Origin of the sequence: Arthrobacter sp. SDTb3-6, assembly GCF_013376095.1 — a bacterium.
In the GTDB taxonomy this organism is placed as follows: Bacteria; Actinomycetota; Actinomycetes; order Actinomycetales; family Micrococcaceae; genus Specibacter.
Genome location: NZ_JAAMFN010000036.1, coordinates 23,505 through 40,288, shown reverse-complemented (window position 1 = coordinate 40,288; position 16,784 = coordinate 23,505). Strand labels below are relative to the sequence as shown.

The 16,784-nt window shown below is 53.3% G+C and carries 11 protein-coding genes and 1 pseudogene; 10 read left to right on the top strand and 2 right to left on the bottom strand.

Going from position 1 to position 16,784, the window contains the following annotated elements; all coding sequences use genetic code 11:
• Nucleotides 1-632 precede the first annotated feature (632 nt).
• Nucleotides 633-1,895, top strand: a complete 1,263-nt coding sequence (locus tag G6035_RS15720) for a lipopolysaccharide biosynthesis protein (protein ID WP_176618048.1) — start codon at nt 633-635, stop codon at nt 1,893-1,895.
• A gap of 23 nt (nt 1,896-1,918) precedes the next feature.
• Nucleotides 1,919-2,752, top strand: a complete 834-nt coding sequence (locus G6035_RS15715; RefSeq protein WP_176618047.1) for a glycosyltransferase family 2 protein — start codon at nt 1,919-1,921, stop codon at nt 2,750-2,752.
• A 310-nt stretch (nt 2,753-3,062) separates the two neighbouring features.
• On the opposite strand, the pseudogene G6035_RS15705 reads toward G6035_RS15715, so the two are convergent.
• Nucleotides 3,063-4,229: pseudogene (locus G6035_RS15705) on the bottom strand (ISL3 family transposase).
• A 287-nt stretch (nt 4,230-4,516) separates the two neighbouring features.
• On the bottom strand, nt 4,517-5,686 hold the full coding sequence (locus tag G6035_RS15700; RefSeq protein ID WP_176618045.1) for an oligosaccharide repeat unit polymerase: 1,170 nt from the start codon (nt 5,684-5,686) through the stop codon (nt 4,517-4,519).
• Between the two features lie 772 nt (nt 5,687-6,458).
• Here G6035_RS15700 and G6035_RS15695 point away from each other — a divergent pair.
• From G6035_RS15695 to G6035_RS15660, 8 genes are all read left to right on the top strand, one after another.
• Nucleotides 6,459-6,674 (top strand): hypothetical protein, encoded by a 216-nt coding sequence (locus G6035_RS15695; protein WP_176618044.1) that lies wholly within the window; start codon nt 6,459-6,461, stop codon nt 6,672-6,674.
• 1,442 nt (nt 6,675-8,116) lie between these two features.
• Complete coding sequence (locus G6035_RS15690) at nt 8,117-9,262, top strand: glycosyltransferase (protein ID WP_176618043.1); 1,146 nt, start codon at nt 8,117-8,119, stop codon at nt 9,260-9,262.
• Between the two features lie 6 nt (nt 9,263-9,268).
• The gene (locus G6035_RS15685; protein ID WP_176618042.1) at nt 9,269-10,375 is read left to right on the top strand and encodes a glycosyltransferase; all 1,107 of its coding nucleotides are present in this window, start codon (nt 9,269-9,271) and stop codon (nt 10,373-10,375) included.
• Nucleotides 10,376-10,430: 55 nt separating this feature from the next.
• Complete coding sequence (locus G6035_RS15680; protein ID WP_176618041.1) at nt 10,431-11,687, top strand: glycosyltransferase family 4 protein; 1,257 nt, start codon at nt 10,431-10,433, stop codon at nt 11,685-11,687.
• A 16-nt stretch (nt 11,688-11,703) separates the two neighbouring features.
• The gene (gene gmd / locus G6035_RS15675; RefSeq protein WP_176618040.1) at nt 11,704-12,732 is read left to right on the top strand and encodes a GDP-mannose 4,6-dehydratase; all 1,029 of its coding nucleotides are present in this window, start codon (nt 11,704-11,706) and stop codon (nt 12,730-12,732) included.
• A 2-nt stretch (nt 12,733-12,734) separates the two neighbouring features.
• Nucleotides 12,735-13,703, top strand: a complete 969-nt coding sequence (locus G6035_RS15670) for a GDP-L-fucose synthase (protein ID WP_176618039.1) — start codon at nt 12,735-12,737, stop codon at nt 13,701-13,703.
• A 103-nt stretch (nt 13,704-13,806) separates the two neighbouring features.
• Nucleotides 13,807-15,273 carry a polysaccharide biosynthesis tyrosine autokinase gene (locus G6035_RS15665; RefSeq protein WP_176618038.1) on the top strand — a complete coding sequence of 489 codons (1,467 nt, stop codon included), beginning with the start codon at nt 13,807-13,809 and terminating at the stop codon, nt 15,271-15,273.
• A gap of 125 nt (nt 15,274-15,398) precedes the next feature.
• Nucleotides 15,399-16,784 (top strand): sugar transferase, encoded by a 1,386-nt coding sequence (locus tag G6035_RS15660; protein ID WP_176618037.1) that lies wholly within the window; start codon nt 15,399-15,401, stop codon nt 16,782-16,784.

The window sequence follows — 16,784 nt, the reverse complement described above, 5'->3', positions numbered from 1 at the left end:
ACATAGGACACACACATAGGAAGTGGGCCTTCATTTCTTATCGGTGGCAACAATGATGTATATCGCAGCCGAACCTGACGCTCCGTATCCTCCAATTCACCGGAAGCGACCCCGAGAAATAACCATGCCTAAGCCCTCAGCCGCTAACAAAACCCTTATGGCGCTCTAGGTAGAATAGAAATTAGACTGGATGGCCCGTTCGAGACAACTTGGTTGAAGATGCGTGCAATGGATGAGATTCGGGTAGTGATGCTACTGTGCAAGTCTAGGTCCCAAGGGGTCACCGGTATGTGGAAAAATAGAGGAATGCCGCAGTCGAAGACCTCCGTGATTTAATGGTTTCCAACAAAGCACCCAAGGACAAAGCCGTTCCTAGAAATCGTCCCTAGAAATTATTCGACCCGAGAAAGTCCAGAGAAACCATGTCCAATCTGCAGCCAATCGCCTTCAGCAGCCGACCGACCATCCCGCTAACACCTGCGCCGACCCTCGAAAGCTTGAAGAATCAATCAGACGGCTCGCTCTATGCAGTCCCCGGGCATGCATCAAATACATTATGATGTTCAGAACGCTGGGATAATTCAGAGAAAGTCTACCATAACGATCAGAGGGAAGTGTTACGTGATTAATGAATGCTCACGAAGATTGAACATAAAGTGAATCGTCCAAGAATAGTCTCAGCGATCACTGAACTGGGTAAAGCTGCAATTTCAGGGGGCAATTTCCTAGTGTTGGCCGCAATTCTGGGTCCATATACATATGGGAATTACGTGGTATTGGCAGCGATTGCCGCGATCTTAGTTCCGTTTGCATCTGTAGGATACGCATCTTGGGTCCAGCCTTTGGCCGGCAAGAGTGGGAAGGAAGCGGCCGCGGCAGCGGCACTTCCGGTGATCGTATTGGTCGGACTGCCGATAGTGGCTGCCGCATCAGTCGCGATGATGTTTTTAGGATTTTCCTCACCAAAGGCACTTTTTCTCGTATTACTGGCTGAAATGACACTTTATCCAACTTGGTCGACCATGACCTATTCCCTACTCGCAAAAGGCAAAGCGTGGTCATATGTGGCTTTTTCCCTATTCGCGCCTGCAACGAAATTTATGGCCACGCTAATAACGTATTTTTTGGGCAGCAAGGATATCGCAACTTGGGCGACGACGGTAAATATCTCTGGAGCATGCGGATTCATTGTAACGATAATAATTTTCAACGCCCTCTCCTTCAAGACCGGTTTACGAAGTTTTAAGCATTGGTACAAAAGGGGACTTGGATTTGCAGCTGTCGGCATAGCCTCAGCCCTTACGGATAATATTGACCGTCTTATCGTCGGAAAAACGCTAGGCTCATTCTCTGTCGGCGTATACGGAATGGCCGGAAAGCTGGGTGGCTACGGGGCGGTTCCAGTTAGGTCCATAGCCATCGTGGCATATCCACAGTTTTTTGAGCTAGTCGAAAACCGCAATTATAACGGCGTCAAGCGACTCATGTATTCAATAATCCGCCGCGGAGTAATTGTCGGTATCGCTGCATGGCTTTGCGTTGTTTTTGCATGTTATATAGCTTCAAACACATTACTGCATTCCTACGCGGGTGTTTTTATTTGTACTATAATTTTGGCTGCCTGCATACCTCTAAGAGCTGCGCAATACGGTGCGGGCGATGTTTTATATGCCTTGGATAATTCACGGCTTCGACTTCTAATAACTTTCGCTGGCGCCCTGATTTCAGCAGCAGGAGCCTGGGTTGGATCAATTCACTTCGGATTATTTGGCGGCGCTTCGGGTCTCTTAATAGCGCAAGTTATCGTCGCTGGAGTTCTCATCTGGGGCGCCGAACTTTCCATCAACAAGAGTCGTGCTAGGCATGAAAATTCAATTCTCAAAGAAGTAGGGTGATATTTTATATGCTGTATTGCATTGTGACGGCAGACTTAGATGAACTCAAGTCTGGGGATATAGATAGATTCTTGGAAGCAATTGATACCCGCATAACAAGAGTTATTATAGTCTTTCGAGACGTGCCAGCTAGCAGGGCTCAGTATTATGATTCAGTTCCCGGTGTCGTCGCCGTGGTTCATGGCCCACGAGCAAGCGGATCAAAGGCAAGAAATCTGGGTCTGCAACGCCTATCCTCTATGGATATTTCTGTTGAAGATTACGTGGCATTCCCTGATGACGACTGCTATTATCCCAATGAGTTTTATCCGATATTCAAACAGATTACGAAGAATTACTCGATCGATTTAATAGTTGGTTCGTACGGCGAAACTCCTGTTGCAGACGTAAGTTTGCAGCGTCTGACTAAAAAAACGGCCCTATTCAAGGGGAGTACCGTGACCCAATTTGCAAAATGGGGCCTAGTACGTAAGGTCGGAGGTTTCAATGAAGGATTAGGTGTCGGATCCGGGAATTTCAATTATGGAGAAGATAACGACTATTGCTACCGTCTTTTGCTGGCTTCCAAAAAATCGGTATACTCACCGTCGTTGAGGGTGTGGCATCTGGTTAGTCGTGAAACGACAGGCAGGAATTCTAAGGGATATCTTACGGTCAGTATATTAAATTGTGATCTTTATTTATTAACATGCGTCATACTTCCGAGTGTATTTATAGGCATTGCAAGAGATCTCTTATCCGGGAATCTGAGATTTGATGAATTCGTAAAAATACGCCGTGCGACGCGTATTCCTAATATGATAGTCGCGAGACGGGAAGGCGCGCGATCTAAAACCTTATTAGATCTCAAAGCTTGAGAGCCTGATCCGGGCAGTTGCGTGATCCCTGAATAGCTTCGCCGCATTCCTCTCCGCTTCGAGACGTAGAATCCTGATCCCGATATTTTGCAGAGATTTCATGACGCGCGGTCCGACTTGACGCCAAGCTCCAGGGTTTTTGATATGGCCGTTTTTGGTTGACCTGTGTTTGTTGGATTGGCGGGGTTTTTTGTTGGGTGTGATGTCTCAAGACACCAGTGACAGTTCTGTACCAGTACATCGGTAGCACTCGGTGTCTCAAGACATCGGTGACACTTACCCGGCTCTTCCGATTTAAGGGTGGGCGGTGTCATGCCCTCGAAGCAACAAGTTGGTTGATTGGAGGGTATGACACCGCCGCGGCCTTCCACATCCTCAAGCTGCGACCGAGTTTGGCGACCTCCGGTATCGGGCAGGACGGCAAGGATTGAAGGATCTCGGTGATCAGTTCCCGGCCCTTGGCTGCTGCCGCGTGGTAGACGGTGCGCAGCTTTTGGTAGCACTGCCAAGCGATCGTGACTTCACCCTTGGGGTTTCCTTCGTTGAGCTTCTTCTCAAACCTGGCGACTTGCTTCTCGGTCATCCATTCCACGCCTTGCTGCAGGGTCCTCTTGATCCCGAAAAGCGGGTCTGCCTTCCTCCCTCGGCGCCCCAGCTTCTCGCGCTATACGCGCCGGCGGACGTCGTCAACCATGGCTGTTCCAAGCTTCACAATGTGAAAAGCATCGACGACTTGGATCGCTTCTGGCAGTTCGTCCCGCACGGCGTTTGCATAGCCGCGGAAAGGGTCCAGGGTTGCGACCTTGATGCCCTGGGTGAATTCCTGGCCTTGTTCCTTGAGCCAGTCGGCGTAGACCTTCCCGGAGCGCCCCGGGACCAGGTCCAGCAGCCGCGCGTGCATCTTCACTTCCTTGTCCCGGGTCTGGCCGATGATGCCGGTGACCATACGGTTGCCGGGGAACCCTACAGGGGTCCAGACATGCTCATCCACGCCGAGCGCATCGACGCCGGCCAGCCGGTCGGCCCTGCCGATCCTCCGTGTCGCTTCGACCTCGATTCCGGCCCACGCGGTGCGCCAGGAAACACCCAACTGGTGGGCCACGGCAGAGACGGTGCTGTCATAGCGTTCCAGAGCATTCGTGGCCCAGACGATGGCCCTGGCGGTCAGTTTCGTCTTCGCCCCCGCCAGCGGATGCTCCTCCGTGAAAGCGCCCGCCGGGCAGTGGTCGTCCGCGCACCGCCAGAGCCGCTTGGCCCACAGCAGCCGGACGGGGCGGCCCGATATCGGAGTGTCATGCAGCCAGACCTTCCGACGTCCGTGGCCGACCGCGACAACGCCACATGCGGGACAACCAGCAAGGATTTGATCGGTTTCGACATGGAGGCTCAGACCGGTGGCGGTCTCATTGACGGCAGTGGTGTGGATGCCCGGGACACCGAGAATCGCGTCGGCGCGGGCATACCACGCACCGCACACGAGAGAAATAGAATCAGTCAAGTCAGGGTTTCTTTTGAAGATGGTTGCTTGTTCGCTACCAATTCAAAGAGACCCTGACGCCTCTCCCCGGCAACGCCACACCACGTGCGATCAAAACCACAGCCACTTAGGCCACCCTACCCACGCTCAAATGCGAAGGACCACTAAAACAGCCAAACACGTTTAGAGACGAAGGGCCCCACGACCGTTGCAACTGTTCGAGGAAATATCCGGTTCCTGTCACCTGTGACAACGTGGTTGATTTAAAAATTAATCTGAAGGGGCACTTATCTCGGTGCTCGAGAGATCGCGAACGGCCGCAAAGATTCAATCAAAACGGCCTTCCGTGTGACAAACCACGAGCACAAAATAATTACTAGAAAATAAGATGCCGCATTTAGTAATGAACCCCTTAATATAATCAGGAGATAAAAAGGCAATATAGAAGCGAGTATAGGAAGTCCAGCTGAAGATACAAGGGCTATTTCCGTTTTTTGATCCAAGCGACGAAGGTAATATCCAATTAAAAACATCCCAATTACTAGAGCAACCCAACCGCCATTAATAAAAAGTTCCGACCAAATGGGGGAGGATAAATTTTGATAGGCATACCCTTTGTATTCGGCCAGAACAGTCCCCGTATCAATAGGTTTTTCGGGCCAAAAGCTCCTCGGCATCCAGAATAGAATTACGCCGATAAACTGTCGCCCCCAAAGAATTCCGTTGGAAGAAACAAAATCCAAAGTGTTAACTATTTGCGCAAAGGCATCAAAATCGCCGGATGTTAATGCCATAATTGGTCCCTGATCTCGGATATTTGCCGTAGAGCTCCTCCTGAATGCATCCGCGAGAGGAAACACTAAAACCATTCCTACAATAGCTGAGGCGGAAAATATCCTATATCGAATCAGGGTTGCGGATGCGCCCAACGTTGCGAAGATCGCGAGGATAACTGTACCAAACACGTATCTTGGACTATTGAAAGGATTGACAGCTATAAATAACGCCAGCGTGGTGATTGCGGGCAAAAATCGAGGAGCAGGAGTTCCCAGTGCTTTGTAGTTTTTCCGAAGCTGTATTTGTGCTACTACCGCCACGAGCAGACTCATGTTCAATCCACCGGTGACCATCGCAGTAATCGAACTGTCCGGCCACGCACTCATACGGGCGAGTACATAATCGCTTCGGTTTAAGAAAAATGATCCGAACCCGATTTTTAAACCGACGTATAGAAATAAAAATATCGCGCCAATCGAGAGTATATTGGCTCGGGCTTGACTGATCACTCTCGGAATCGACGCGACAAGTATCTTTTTGTGTATTCCAAAATGACTTCCCAACATTACAGCAAATGATCCAATTAGAACCATAATGGCCGCAGCATCGTAGAAATTTGAATCAAGGTTTAGGGTCGTGCTCGGTTCGATTCCAAGCCGTTGTTGTACGTACGGAGCCATTCCCATGAATATGTATGTGAAAAGCCAGAATATCATTTCATAAAGGCGACGGGTCCTGCCGCTAACGACCCAAGAAAAACGTATGCCAACTATGCCCATTATTAGGACGTGCAACCAGGCAGAAACGTTATCGAGGCCATTGTCCGTTGTCGTGGTTAGCCAAATGGGTACAAATCCGCCCAAAGAAACGACAAGAATTATCGCCGTTAGGGGACTAGATTCTGCTCGTTGTCGCATGGATACCCTACCTCGATTGAGTGACAAACAGTTCAAGTCTACCGACTCAGTAGATTCAGGCGGACCACAGAGTTCATAAGCTTCGGAAGAGTCACTCTAAAGTCTCACACTAGGGCTGGCGTCCGAAAATATGAGATAAACGGGTGCTTGGCCGCTAGGCTCGGTGTTTCATGGGGTGTTACGTAGACGCGTCTTGAAAGCCTGAAAGGTGCCGCTCAAGAAAAATGGAGTTAGCACTCCGCATTTCCATGACACATCGGGAGCATCTTACAGTCAACCACTGTACCGGCTCTTGTCCGTCGGTCCGAGTTGATCCGACTCGTGACGGGGTGGTGTCGTGGCAGGGTGGACGATCTTGACGTTGATGGCTAAGACCTCAGGCATCACGGCGGGTTTGCCGCAGTTGTTGAGCCGTGAGGCAAGCCGTTCGCCACCCATAGCCCTTTTATGTTCCTGACCGATCTGGCGCTCGCGTTGGCCACGGGCGGGTACGCTGTTTCCGACGCTGACCGGCTCCGCAACACTCCGGGGTGTAATGCCCCTGGCCACGAACCCGACGATCAACCGGGTGTTCACGGCACTGTCACGGGTGCAGACTCCCAAGGCGTTGGCCACGATCAACACGTCACCGGCTACCGCGCGGCCGCATATGTGGGCGCAGGCCGTGATAGATTCGCCCTTGCACGGCGTCAGCGCTGCGACCCCGCTGGTCATAGACGTCGATGCGGGATTGGTGAATTATCACTGGTAAGTAGGAGGACGCCCGGCCGAAGTGAAAGAAAGCCTCCAGCATTCACTCTTGTGCTCCTTCATCGACCACAGTCTCCTGGGTTTCGAGGATACTTTGGCGACTCTGATGCGGTCCGGCAACGCCGGCTCCAACACCGTAAGTGAGCACCTCCAGCTCTTCAAAGACTCCGTGAAGCAGCTGCCGATGAGATGCCGGTCGGGGCGGAGAATTATGATCCGCATCGACTCTGCCAGCAGCATGCGTGGGATTCTTGACTCGCTCACGACCAAGCTCAGCAAGTTCTCCCGCTCCGTGGGGTCGCGATCCACGGCGCCGGGCCCGAGGTCTTGCTTCCCGTGCCGAAGAAAGGCTGGAACATGGCGCATGACAGCGATGGATTCAAGCGCGACAGTGCCTGGGTAGCCGTTATGTCCGGGATGTCGGACCGCTCCTCCTGGCCGGACGCGATGTGCGTAATCCTCGGCAAGGAAGTCCCGCCCCTCGCTAGGCCTGTGCGGACACCGGCATCGACGGGTATCGCTAAGCGACCATCGTTACCAACGAAACCAAGGTCCAGCTGGCCATCTTGGCGGTTCGTCCCCGACTCCGGGCATGGTCTGATGCTAGCCCCGCCATGCCAAAAACACCGGCCCGGCGAACCTGTCGTCCATGCTTTCGCCAGCAACGAGCAATGGTGTCATGTAGCAATGCTGGCCGCCGAGATCATGGACTGGATCCAGATGATTGGCTTCACCGGGACGCGAGCCCACGCGCGGGGAACATAAGAAGCTCCGGGCTAGGCTGTTCGACAACGGTGGGAAAACCTCCAGACCCGCTCGCCAAACGACTTCGCACCTGGCCGAGACAGCACAGCAACGAAAACCGTTGCTCCAAGACATGAAACGCCTTTCCGCCCTAACCCCGCCAAAGCCGCACAGTCGCCCGACGGCACTTACCCAGAAAACACCTCAGCCACCGTGGCCAGCGTCGACTCGTCGCCACAGCCCTCCACCCGTACAGCGAGCCCAATTTAGCATCCACATGCCACAATCAGAACCATCTGGCAGACTGACGGCCCCGATCCAGCAGAAGCCGCCTCACGAACGATCGCGGCTCGAACTCGAACCAGGCACAGAGCCAAATAAATGGCCCCACCGAGACGACTTCGTCAGATCGATTTCAGTAATAAATTCCTGTCCCCGACCCTGAGAGCCCGGAAGAGTTGGCCCAGAGGACATAGGTCGCACCGCCAGAAGCTCAACAAAAATATGCTATTTACGTTATTTCATGATTTACTGATAGTCAGCCTAGCTAACCTGCCACTCCGAAGCATAAAATAGTACCAATCGAGGTCTAAGGGCATGCAGGGAAGGCTATGCACTCAATATTTATTAAAAAGTCGCATAATAAGATTAATCTTCATTAGCGACACGAAGAATTACGAAGATACCTTTAAAGCGAAAATGAGAGCACCGGTGCGCATACTTCACATTGTCTCCCTGATAACCCCTACGGGAGCATATGGTGGTCCCGTTAGGGTTGCTGTCGGCCAGGTAAAGTCATTATCCCAGCTAGGGAACGATGTAACTCTCGTAGCTGGAACAATGGGCTACGGAAAAAATGTCCCTGAAACATATGACGGCATACATGTCAAGCTATTTCGGGCCCGAACGGTAATCCCTAAAACCGGGTTTGCTGGCATAACCTCACTCCCCCTTCTACTATGGGTGGCCAAAAATGCGAAATACTATGACGTCGTACATATACATTTAGCCCGTGACCTCCTTACACTATTAGCTGCCCAGATTGTCCGCAAATTAAATATTCCCTACGTGGTTCAAACTCACGGAATGATAGACCCGTCCAAAAAAATATTATCTAAGCCCGTAGATGCTTTATGGACAAAATCCGCAATCCGCGACGCTTCTCGGGTTTTCTATCTCAATGCACGTGAAAAACAATTCATTATTGACGTTGCTGGACAAAATCTACGACTCCAAGAACTTCGTAATGGAGTGGCACTATCGAGCCCCACTCCATTAACTAATTTTGATGAAATAAATAAAGAAGTTATGTTCCTCTCGCGACTTGATGCACAAAAGCGCGCATTGAACTTTGTCGAAATGGCAATAAGACTTAATTCAAAATTTCCACAAGTTTCATTCACCCTAGTTGGACCAGACGAAGGCGAAGGTCCGAAAATCCAACGATCCATAAATGCGGCCCGAGCACAGGAATATATAAAGTGGGAGGGCCCCTTGGCCCCGGAACTCACACATGCTCGAATGGCATCTAGTTCCATCTTCGTTCTTCCTTCCTTCAGAGATGCATTTCCTATGTCCGTTCTGGAAGCCATGGCTCTTTCAATCCCCGTGGTCGTCACGAGATCGTGTGGTCTGTCCGAAGAAATAGCGAACTCAGGATCCGGAATAGTTGTCGAGGATGACAGTGTTGAATCTTTGGCCGTTGGTGTTGCTAAGCTTCTTTCCTCCCGGGAAACATACGTCCAAGCATCTAGGAGGGCCATGGACACGATACGAGACAAGTTTAGTCTCGATTCGGTCAGCGAAAAGTTATATATGATATATGATCAGATCAAGCGGGAGTAGTGCAGTATGCGCAACATCGTTATAGTCCAACAATACGTTCCAAGTTACCGAATACCTTTTTTTGAGGCACTAAGCGCAACTCTTGAAATGCAGGAAATAGAGCTGACAGTGGCGGCATCTACTCCGCCAAGGAGTCTTTCTAAACGAAGCGACTCGGCAGATGCAAAGTGGATTACAAGGGTTCCTGAATACAGAATAGACGCGGTTGGAAAAAGTCTAATCCTTGGAGGTTCTCATAAATCTTGGAAGAAATCAGACGGCGTCATATTGCCGCTCCAAGGAACCTGCATCGATTCATACCGGGCACTAATGGGCGCGAATAGACATAGTCGTCGCGTCGGCCTTTGGGGACATGTTAAGTCTTATGTTAATGCTCCAAATCGTATCGATATTGCCGCTGAACGCTGGTTAATGGAACGAGCAGATCAAATATTCGCCTACACTCCCGGCGGTGCAAGATTTGCAGTTGCCTCTGGAATTAAATCCAACAAAATAACGACTGTTATGAATTCGGTGAACACCGATTCCCTTGAAATTGCTCGAAAATCGTTGACTGATTCAAAAGTGAAAGATTTCCGGGGCAAATATGATATACCAAACGAACATAACATTTCCTACATCGGAGCATTAGACGAAAGTAAGAGAATAAAATTTCTATGCAACGTTCTCGATAAGCTTTGGATTGAGGATCCCTCAATTACTTTACTTGTCGGAGGACGCGGCGACCAAGAACATCTATTAAATGACGCTGTCAAAAGAGGGCAGTGTAAAATGCTAGGATATGTCGATGATGAAGCGAAGGCCCTAATGGGACATGTATCTGCAGCCATAGTCATCCCAGGGCGCATCGGACTAGTGGCTGTTGAATCGCTCCTTTTAGGTCTTCCCATCCTGTCGACCAACTGGCCTTATCATGCTCCGGAGAGTGAGTATTTGACAGAAGGTTCAACGCTATATACGAGCGAAAATACCATTCCAGCCTACGCACACTTGATTATGAAGTCAGTTAACGGCGGGACGAAGAAATTTCCTAATGAGGGCTGCCCGATATACCCAACTTTGGCGAATATGGTCCAAAATTTCACGACGGGAATATCCAAAATGTTGTCCTAGTAGCTAATGAAATTCATCCGTAAGACGAAAGATCGATTGTTTGAAACTCACGATAATGGGCATTAATTACGCACCAGAGCCCACCGGCATCGCACCCTATACCTCCCGTCTCGCGGAACTCTTGGCGGGAGACGGACATGAAGTTACTGTGCTCACAGGCTACCCTCATTACCCTGAGTGGAAGCTTGCTAAGGGCTACAGCGGCTGGTCGCGGTCTGAATTGATCAATGGCGTGCAGGTCAAGCGGCTGCGACACTTTATACCGAAAACTGTAAGTCATGCTCAGCGCATGCATCTAGAGTTGAGCTTCGGAATCCGCCTTTTATTCGCTAAATGGCACCATCCCGACGCAGTACTAATTGTAAGTCCTGCACTTTTCGCCACTGCACTTGCAATAATTCGTGCAAGATTTGGCCTAGCGAAACCTTCCACTGGAATTTGGGTTCAAGACATTTATAGCCGTGGTCTTGAAGAGACGGGTGCAGCAGGATCCATTTCGGGAATGCTCATGAAGAAGATCGAAGGCTTTGTCCTGAGATCTGCCACGAAAGTGACGGTCATTCACAACAGGTTCGGGGAATACATCGCGTCTGAGCTCGGAGTTCCACGCAGTCACATCAGCACCATACGCAACTGGACACATCTAGCTCCGGAAGGGCCTGTTGATCGGAATGCTTCTCGCCGCCGGCTCGGCTGGGCTGACGATGATGTCATTGTTTTGCATGCTGGCAACATCGGAGTCAAACAGGGACTTGGGAACGTGGTTAAGGCCGCCCGCCTGGCTGAATCACAAGGTTCTCGCGTACGCTTCGTGCTTCTGGGCGATGGCAACCAGAGGGCCGCAGTACAACAGCAAGCCGCGGGCATTAAGCGTATTCAGTTCATCGATCCCCTTCCAGATGATTGGTTCCAGGAAGCCTTGCAGTCGGCAGACATCCTTCTTGTCAATGAGTTGAGCGGCCTGCGTGAGATGGCCGTCCCAAGCAAACTGACCTCCTACTTCGCCACAGGTCTGCCCGTCATTGCAGCCACAGAGGTAGACAGTACTACTGCTGGCGAAATTGCTGCCTCGGGGGCTGGCATCCGTGTTGATCCGTCGGCTCCCAAAGATCTTCTTCGGGCTGCAGAGCGACTGGCAGACGACCCCGTCCACTCTGCAAGACTTGGAGCCGCGGGCCGTGATTACGCCGAGAATAGGCTGTCCCAACATGCAGCTATAGTTGAGTACAGTGCTTGGTTGACCAAGCTCGCGGCCTCTAAGCGTTCATCAACTCTTCGTACCAGCCGCCAAAGTCACTCACACAACGTCTAAGCAGGGGGGAATTGCGTTGCCGAAGCGCGCTCTAATCACGGGGATCACGGGCCAGGACGGCTCCTATCTGGCGGAGCTTTTGCTCAAAAAGGGGTATGAGGTCCACGGCCTCATACGACGAGCCTCTACATTCAACACGGCCCGCATTGACCACCTCTACGTCGACGCCCACGACCCGTCAGCCAACCTCTTCTTGCACTATGGCGATCTGAGCGACGGAGCCCGACTTGTCACCCTTTTGGCACAGATCAACCCGGATGAGGTCTATAACTTGGCGGCTCAATCCCACGTACGGGTTTCCTTTGACGAACCGGAGCACACTGCCGATACCACGGGGGTAGGCACCGTCCGGCTCCTGGAAGCCGTGCGCATGTCCGGCATCAAGACACGCTTCTATCAGGCATCCACTTCCGAGATGTTTGGTGCAACTCCTCCGCCTCAGGGTGAAGATACGCCGTTCTACCCACGTTCTCCGTATGGCGCAGCCAAAGTCTATAGTTACTGGATCACGAAGAACTATCGTGAGGCCTATGGCATGTTTGCCGTGAACGGAATCCTCTTCAATCACGAGTCACCGCGCCGCGGCGAAACCTTTGTCACCAGGAAAATCACCCGAGCAGTCGCTGCCATCAAGGCGGGCAAACAGGATGAGCTTTACATGGGCAATCTGGATGCGATTCGCGACTGGGGCTACGCTGCAGAATATGTCGAGGGTATGTGGCGCATGCTTCAGGTGGACGAGCCCGAGGACTACGTGCTGGCAACGGGCACCGGCTACACCGTAAAGGATTTCCTGTCCGAGGCCTTTACGCATGCCGGGCTGAACTGGGACGACCACGTCAAATTCGACGAACGCTACCTTCGGCCCACCGAGGTAGACGCGCTGATCGGGGATCCGTCCAAGGCCAACGCCAAATTGGGCTGGAAAACCACTGTGGAAACGCCTGAACTTGCACGCATCATGGTCGATGCTGACATCAAGGCGCTGGAGCATGCTGGCAACCACTGGGTAGATGACGTGGACCTGCCAAGCTGGAAGGCTTAGAAATGGTCCTCGACTACACGCCAGGGCCTCTGGACAGGGGAGCCACATTTTATGTGGCCGGCCACCGAGGGCTTGTTGGTTCTGCGATCTGGCGCAAACTCCAAGCGGAAGGGTTCGCAAACATTGTAGGCCGCACCTCCGGCGACTTGGACCTCAAGGATCGCGACGCCACCTTCGCCTTTTTCACTGAGACCAAACCCCGGTATGTTGCTTTAGCTGCCGCCAAAGTCGGAGGCATCCTAGCGAACAACAGCTTCCCCGTTGATTTCCTCAGCGACAACCTGCGCATCCAGGTCAACGTTATGGACGCGGCCAGGGAGCACGGGGTGGAGCGACTACTTTTCCTCGGGTCGTCCTGCATCTATCCCCGGCTTGCCAAGCAGCCGATCCGCGAAGATTCACTGCTCACTGGGCACCTTGAGCCCACCAATGATGCCTATGCCATCGCAAAAATCGCTGGCATCCTGCAAGTCCAGGCGGTCCGCCGGCAATACGGACTGCCATGGATCTCCGCTATGCCAACTAACCTGTACGGACCAGGAGATAACTTCTCCCCTGCCGGTTCTCACGTCTTACCAGCGTTGATTCGCCGTTACGACGAGGCCGTCAAGAACGGGGCAAGTTCAGTAACCAACTGGGGCACTGGGGACCCACGCCGCGAATTCTTGCACGTCGACGACATGGCTGCGGCATGTCTGCACCTTTTGGAAAACTATGACGGTCCCGATCAAGTTAACGTGGGCACCGGCACCGATGTCACCATCAAGGAACTTGCCAGCCTGATAGCAGACTCAGTTGGCTACACGGGCGAGATGGAGTGGGATACTTACAAGCCTAATGGCACACCCCAGAAGTTGCTGGACGTCTCCAAGCTTTCCAATGCTGGATGGCGGGCCGCCATTTCGCTGGAAGAGGGTATTCGCAACACCGTCGACTGGTACCGCAACAACATCGGTCAGATCCGAGAATAGACTGACCATAACGATTAAAGACCAACATCCAACCGCAGTTCGTCTACTTGTGAACATGCGCCGGATTTGGGCTAACCCGGCCTTGACCTAGGGGAAACGACTTTTGGAATTACAGGACTATATACGCATTCTGCGCCGCAATTGGCTCACCATCGTCGCGATCGGCCTGATTGGGCTTCTGGCGGGCGGGGCGTTTTCTGTGCTGAGCAAGCCTGTCTACACAGCGGAGACACAGCTCTTTGTGGCGACCCAAAACTCGGGTTCTGTGCAGGACCTGCAGACAGGCAACTCGTTCATACAGGCGAGGGTCTCTTCATACGTGGTGACTGCCACCACTCCCACGGTGCTTCAGCCTGTCATCGACACTTTGGGCTTGGACGTTTCGCCCCAACAGCTTTCCAAGACGATCAAGGCCACCTCCGACCTGAAGACGGTCCTTATCACCATTTCGGTCGATGACGGTTCGCCGGTGCAGGCCGCCGCGATCGCCCACGCTGTTGCCAGCAGCCTCATTACAGCTGTCGATAAATTGGAAAAACCGGCAGACGGCGGCCCGTCGCCGGTAAAATTGTCCGTCGTGACCCCTGCGACGGCACCCGCAGCGCCGTCGTCCCCCAACCTGAAGATCAACCTTGCACTGGGCCTGATCGTAGGCCTGGCGCTCGGCATTGGGGCTGCCCTGCTGCGCACCACGCTGGACACAAGGGTCCGAAGCGAACGGGACTTGCAACAAATCACCCAAGCACCAGTCCTGGGTGGAATTGCCTTTGACGCGGATGCCAGCAAGAGCCCACTGGTCACCGAAGGTTCAACCCACAGCCAGCGGGCCGAATCGTTCCGGCAGCTCCGCACCAACTTGCAGTTCGCCCATGTCAGCCACAAGAGCAAAACAGTCCTGGTTACATCCTCGCTTCCGGGCGAAGGAAAAAGCACCACGGCCACCAATCTTGCCATCGCCATGGCCGAATCCGGGCAAACTGTCGCTCTCGTTGATGCAGACCTACGCCGGCCTATGGTCGCCACTTACTTGGGGTTGGAAAGTCGTGCAGGGCTCACCACGGCGCTCATCGGCCAGGCTGACGTCAAGGATCTCATGCAGCCGTGGGGACGCAATGAACTCCACGTGCTGACGTCAGGACGCATCCCGCCCAATCCCAGTGAACTTCTTGGCTCGGCGGAAATGAAACAACTCATCCTGAGGCTCGAACAGGCCTTTGACGCAGTGGTCATCGATGCTCCCCCGCTTCTCCCAGTTACCGATGCCGCGGTCCTAGCACAGCAGGTGGGAGGCGTTGTCCTGGTGGTTGGCTGCCACGCCACGAAACAACCACAAGTTGAGAAGGCAATCGCGACCCTCGAGTTGGTGGATGCCGACCTACTTGGCGTGGTCCTCAACCGGCTGCCGGTCAAGGGCCCCGATGCATACGCCTACAGCTATTACGGGTATGCTCCGAAAATTGAACAATCCCCGCAACCGGCCAGACGCTCTGCGGCTGCGCCGATCCAAGTTGATACTCCAGGGGACGCCTTTGACGATATCTTGCAGGGTAGGACTACTCGGCGGGGGTAGATGCGGGTCGGGAGCTGCACATCCACTCCGGCGAAAGCAGCAACGGCCGGACGAAGAACAGAACTGTTAATAGTGGGGGGCAACATTTGAAAGGCCATGACTGGCGGCAAAATTATGTACGTCGGATGAAGATTGTCGACGTCGTGGTGGTTATTTGGGCTGTGGTTGGCGCACATCTAATTCGCTTCGGCCTGGATGGCGACAACCAAGTAGCCGGAGCGCCGTACGTCCTCATTACTGTATTGCTTCCCGTCATCTGGTGGCTGATGTTGGACGCCTGGGGCAGCCGCCAGCCGCGCATCATGGGCTCCGGCCCAGAGGAATACAAACGGGTCTTCGCTGGCAGCCTGTGGCTTTTCGGCGCCCTGGCCATAGTGTCCTACGCCTTTCAAATGGACTTGGCCCGTGGATATGTGGGTATCGCTTTCCCGGTGGGAGTCGTTGGCCTGATCGCCGGCCGTTGGGTGCTGCGCCAACACCTTGCCATGGCCCGCGCGAAGGGTGGAAGCACTTACAGCCTTCTGCTTGTGGGAGGTCCCCATGCCGTAGGCCATCTGGTGGCAGCACTCCGCCGCTTCCCGCAGTCCGGCTACACCCCAGTTGGAGCTTATCTTCAGGGCAGGGCAGACCATGTACTGAATGAGGCACCCGACCTTCCCCTCTTCGATGGCGCCGCCAACGCAACTCATATTCTCCATGCGGTCCGCGAGTCTGGCGCGGACGCTGTGGCCCTTACAGCCGGCGTCCACCTTCCGCCCACCATCATTCGGCAATTGGGTTGGGAACTGGCCGCTGCCAATATCGGACTCATCGTTGCCCCCGCCCTGACCGACATTGCCGGTCCGCGCATCCACACCCAGCAGGTCGCCGGGCTGCCACTCATCCACGTAACGACGCCGAAGCTTGAAGGCGGCAAGAAGGTGGCCAAGCGCTTTTTTGACATTGTGTTCTCGGGGCTACTCCTGCTGTGCCTTTCACCCCTGTTTCTGTTTATTGCGCTCCTGGTCAAGTTGGACAGCGAAGGTCCAGTCTTTTTCAAACAACGACGCATCGGAATTCAAGGGGTCCCGTTCTTGATGCTGAAGTTCCGTTCCATGGGCGTCGACGCCGAACGGCGGCTCGCAGAACTCCAAGCCCAGAACGAGGGCCACGGACTGTTGTTCAAAATGAAGGTCGATCCCCGTGTCACGCGTGTCGGAGCGATACTCCGACGCTACAGCCTAGACGAGCTGCCGCAGCTGATTAACGCTTTTTCGGGCTCGATGAGCCTGGTTGGCCCGCGTCCTCCGCTCACGGCGGAGGTGGATGCCTATGAAGACCACGTGCGGCGCCGCCTACTGGTCAAGCCTGGCCTGACTGGTCTGTGGCAAGTGAGCGGCAGATCAAACCTTTCCTGGCAGGACTCGGTCCGCCTGGATCTCTATTACGTTGAAAATTGGTCCATGACGGCTGACTTGGTCATTCTATTCAAGACCCTCAGGGCCGTACTCAAGCGTGACGGCGCTTACTGA

Coding starts and splice junctions, on each gene's coding strand:
- G6035_RS15720 (WP_176618048.1), top strand. CDS start 633: ATGCTCACGAAGATTGAACATAAAGTGAATCGTCCAAGAATAGTCTCA.
- G6035_RS15700 (WP_176618045.1), bottom strand. CDS start 5,686: ATGGCTCCGTACGTACAACAACGGCTTGGAATCGAACCGAGCACGACC.
- G6035_RS15695 (WP_176618044.1), top strand. CDS start 6,459: ATGCCCCTGGCCACGAACCCGACGATCAACCGGGTGTTCACGGCACTG.
- G6035_RS15690 (WP_176618043.1), top strand. CDS start 8,117: ATGAGAGCACCGGTGCGCATACTTCACATTGTCTCCCTGATAACCCCT.
- G6035_RS15685 (WP_176618042.1), top strand. CDS start 9,269: ATGCGCAACATCGTTATAGTCCAACAATACGTTCCAAGTTACCGAATA.
- G6035_RS15680 (WP_176618041.1), top strand. CDS start 10,431: ATGGGCATTAATTACGCACCAGAGCCCACCGGCATCGCACCCTATACC.
- G6035_RS15670 (WP_176618039.1), top strand. CDS start 12,735: ATGGTCCTCGACTACACGCCAGGGCCTCTGGACAGGGGAGCCACATTT.
- G6035_RS15660 (WP_176618037.1), top strand. CDS start 15,399: ATGAAGATTGTCGACGTCGTGGTGGTTATTTGGGCTGTGGTTGGCGCA.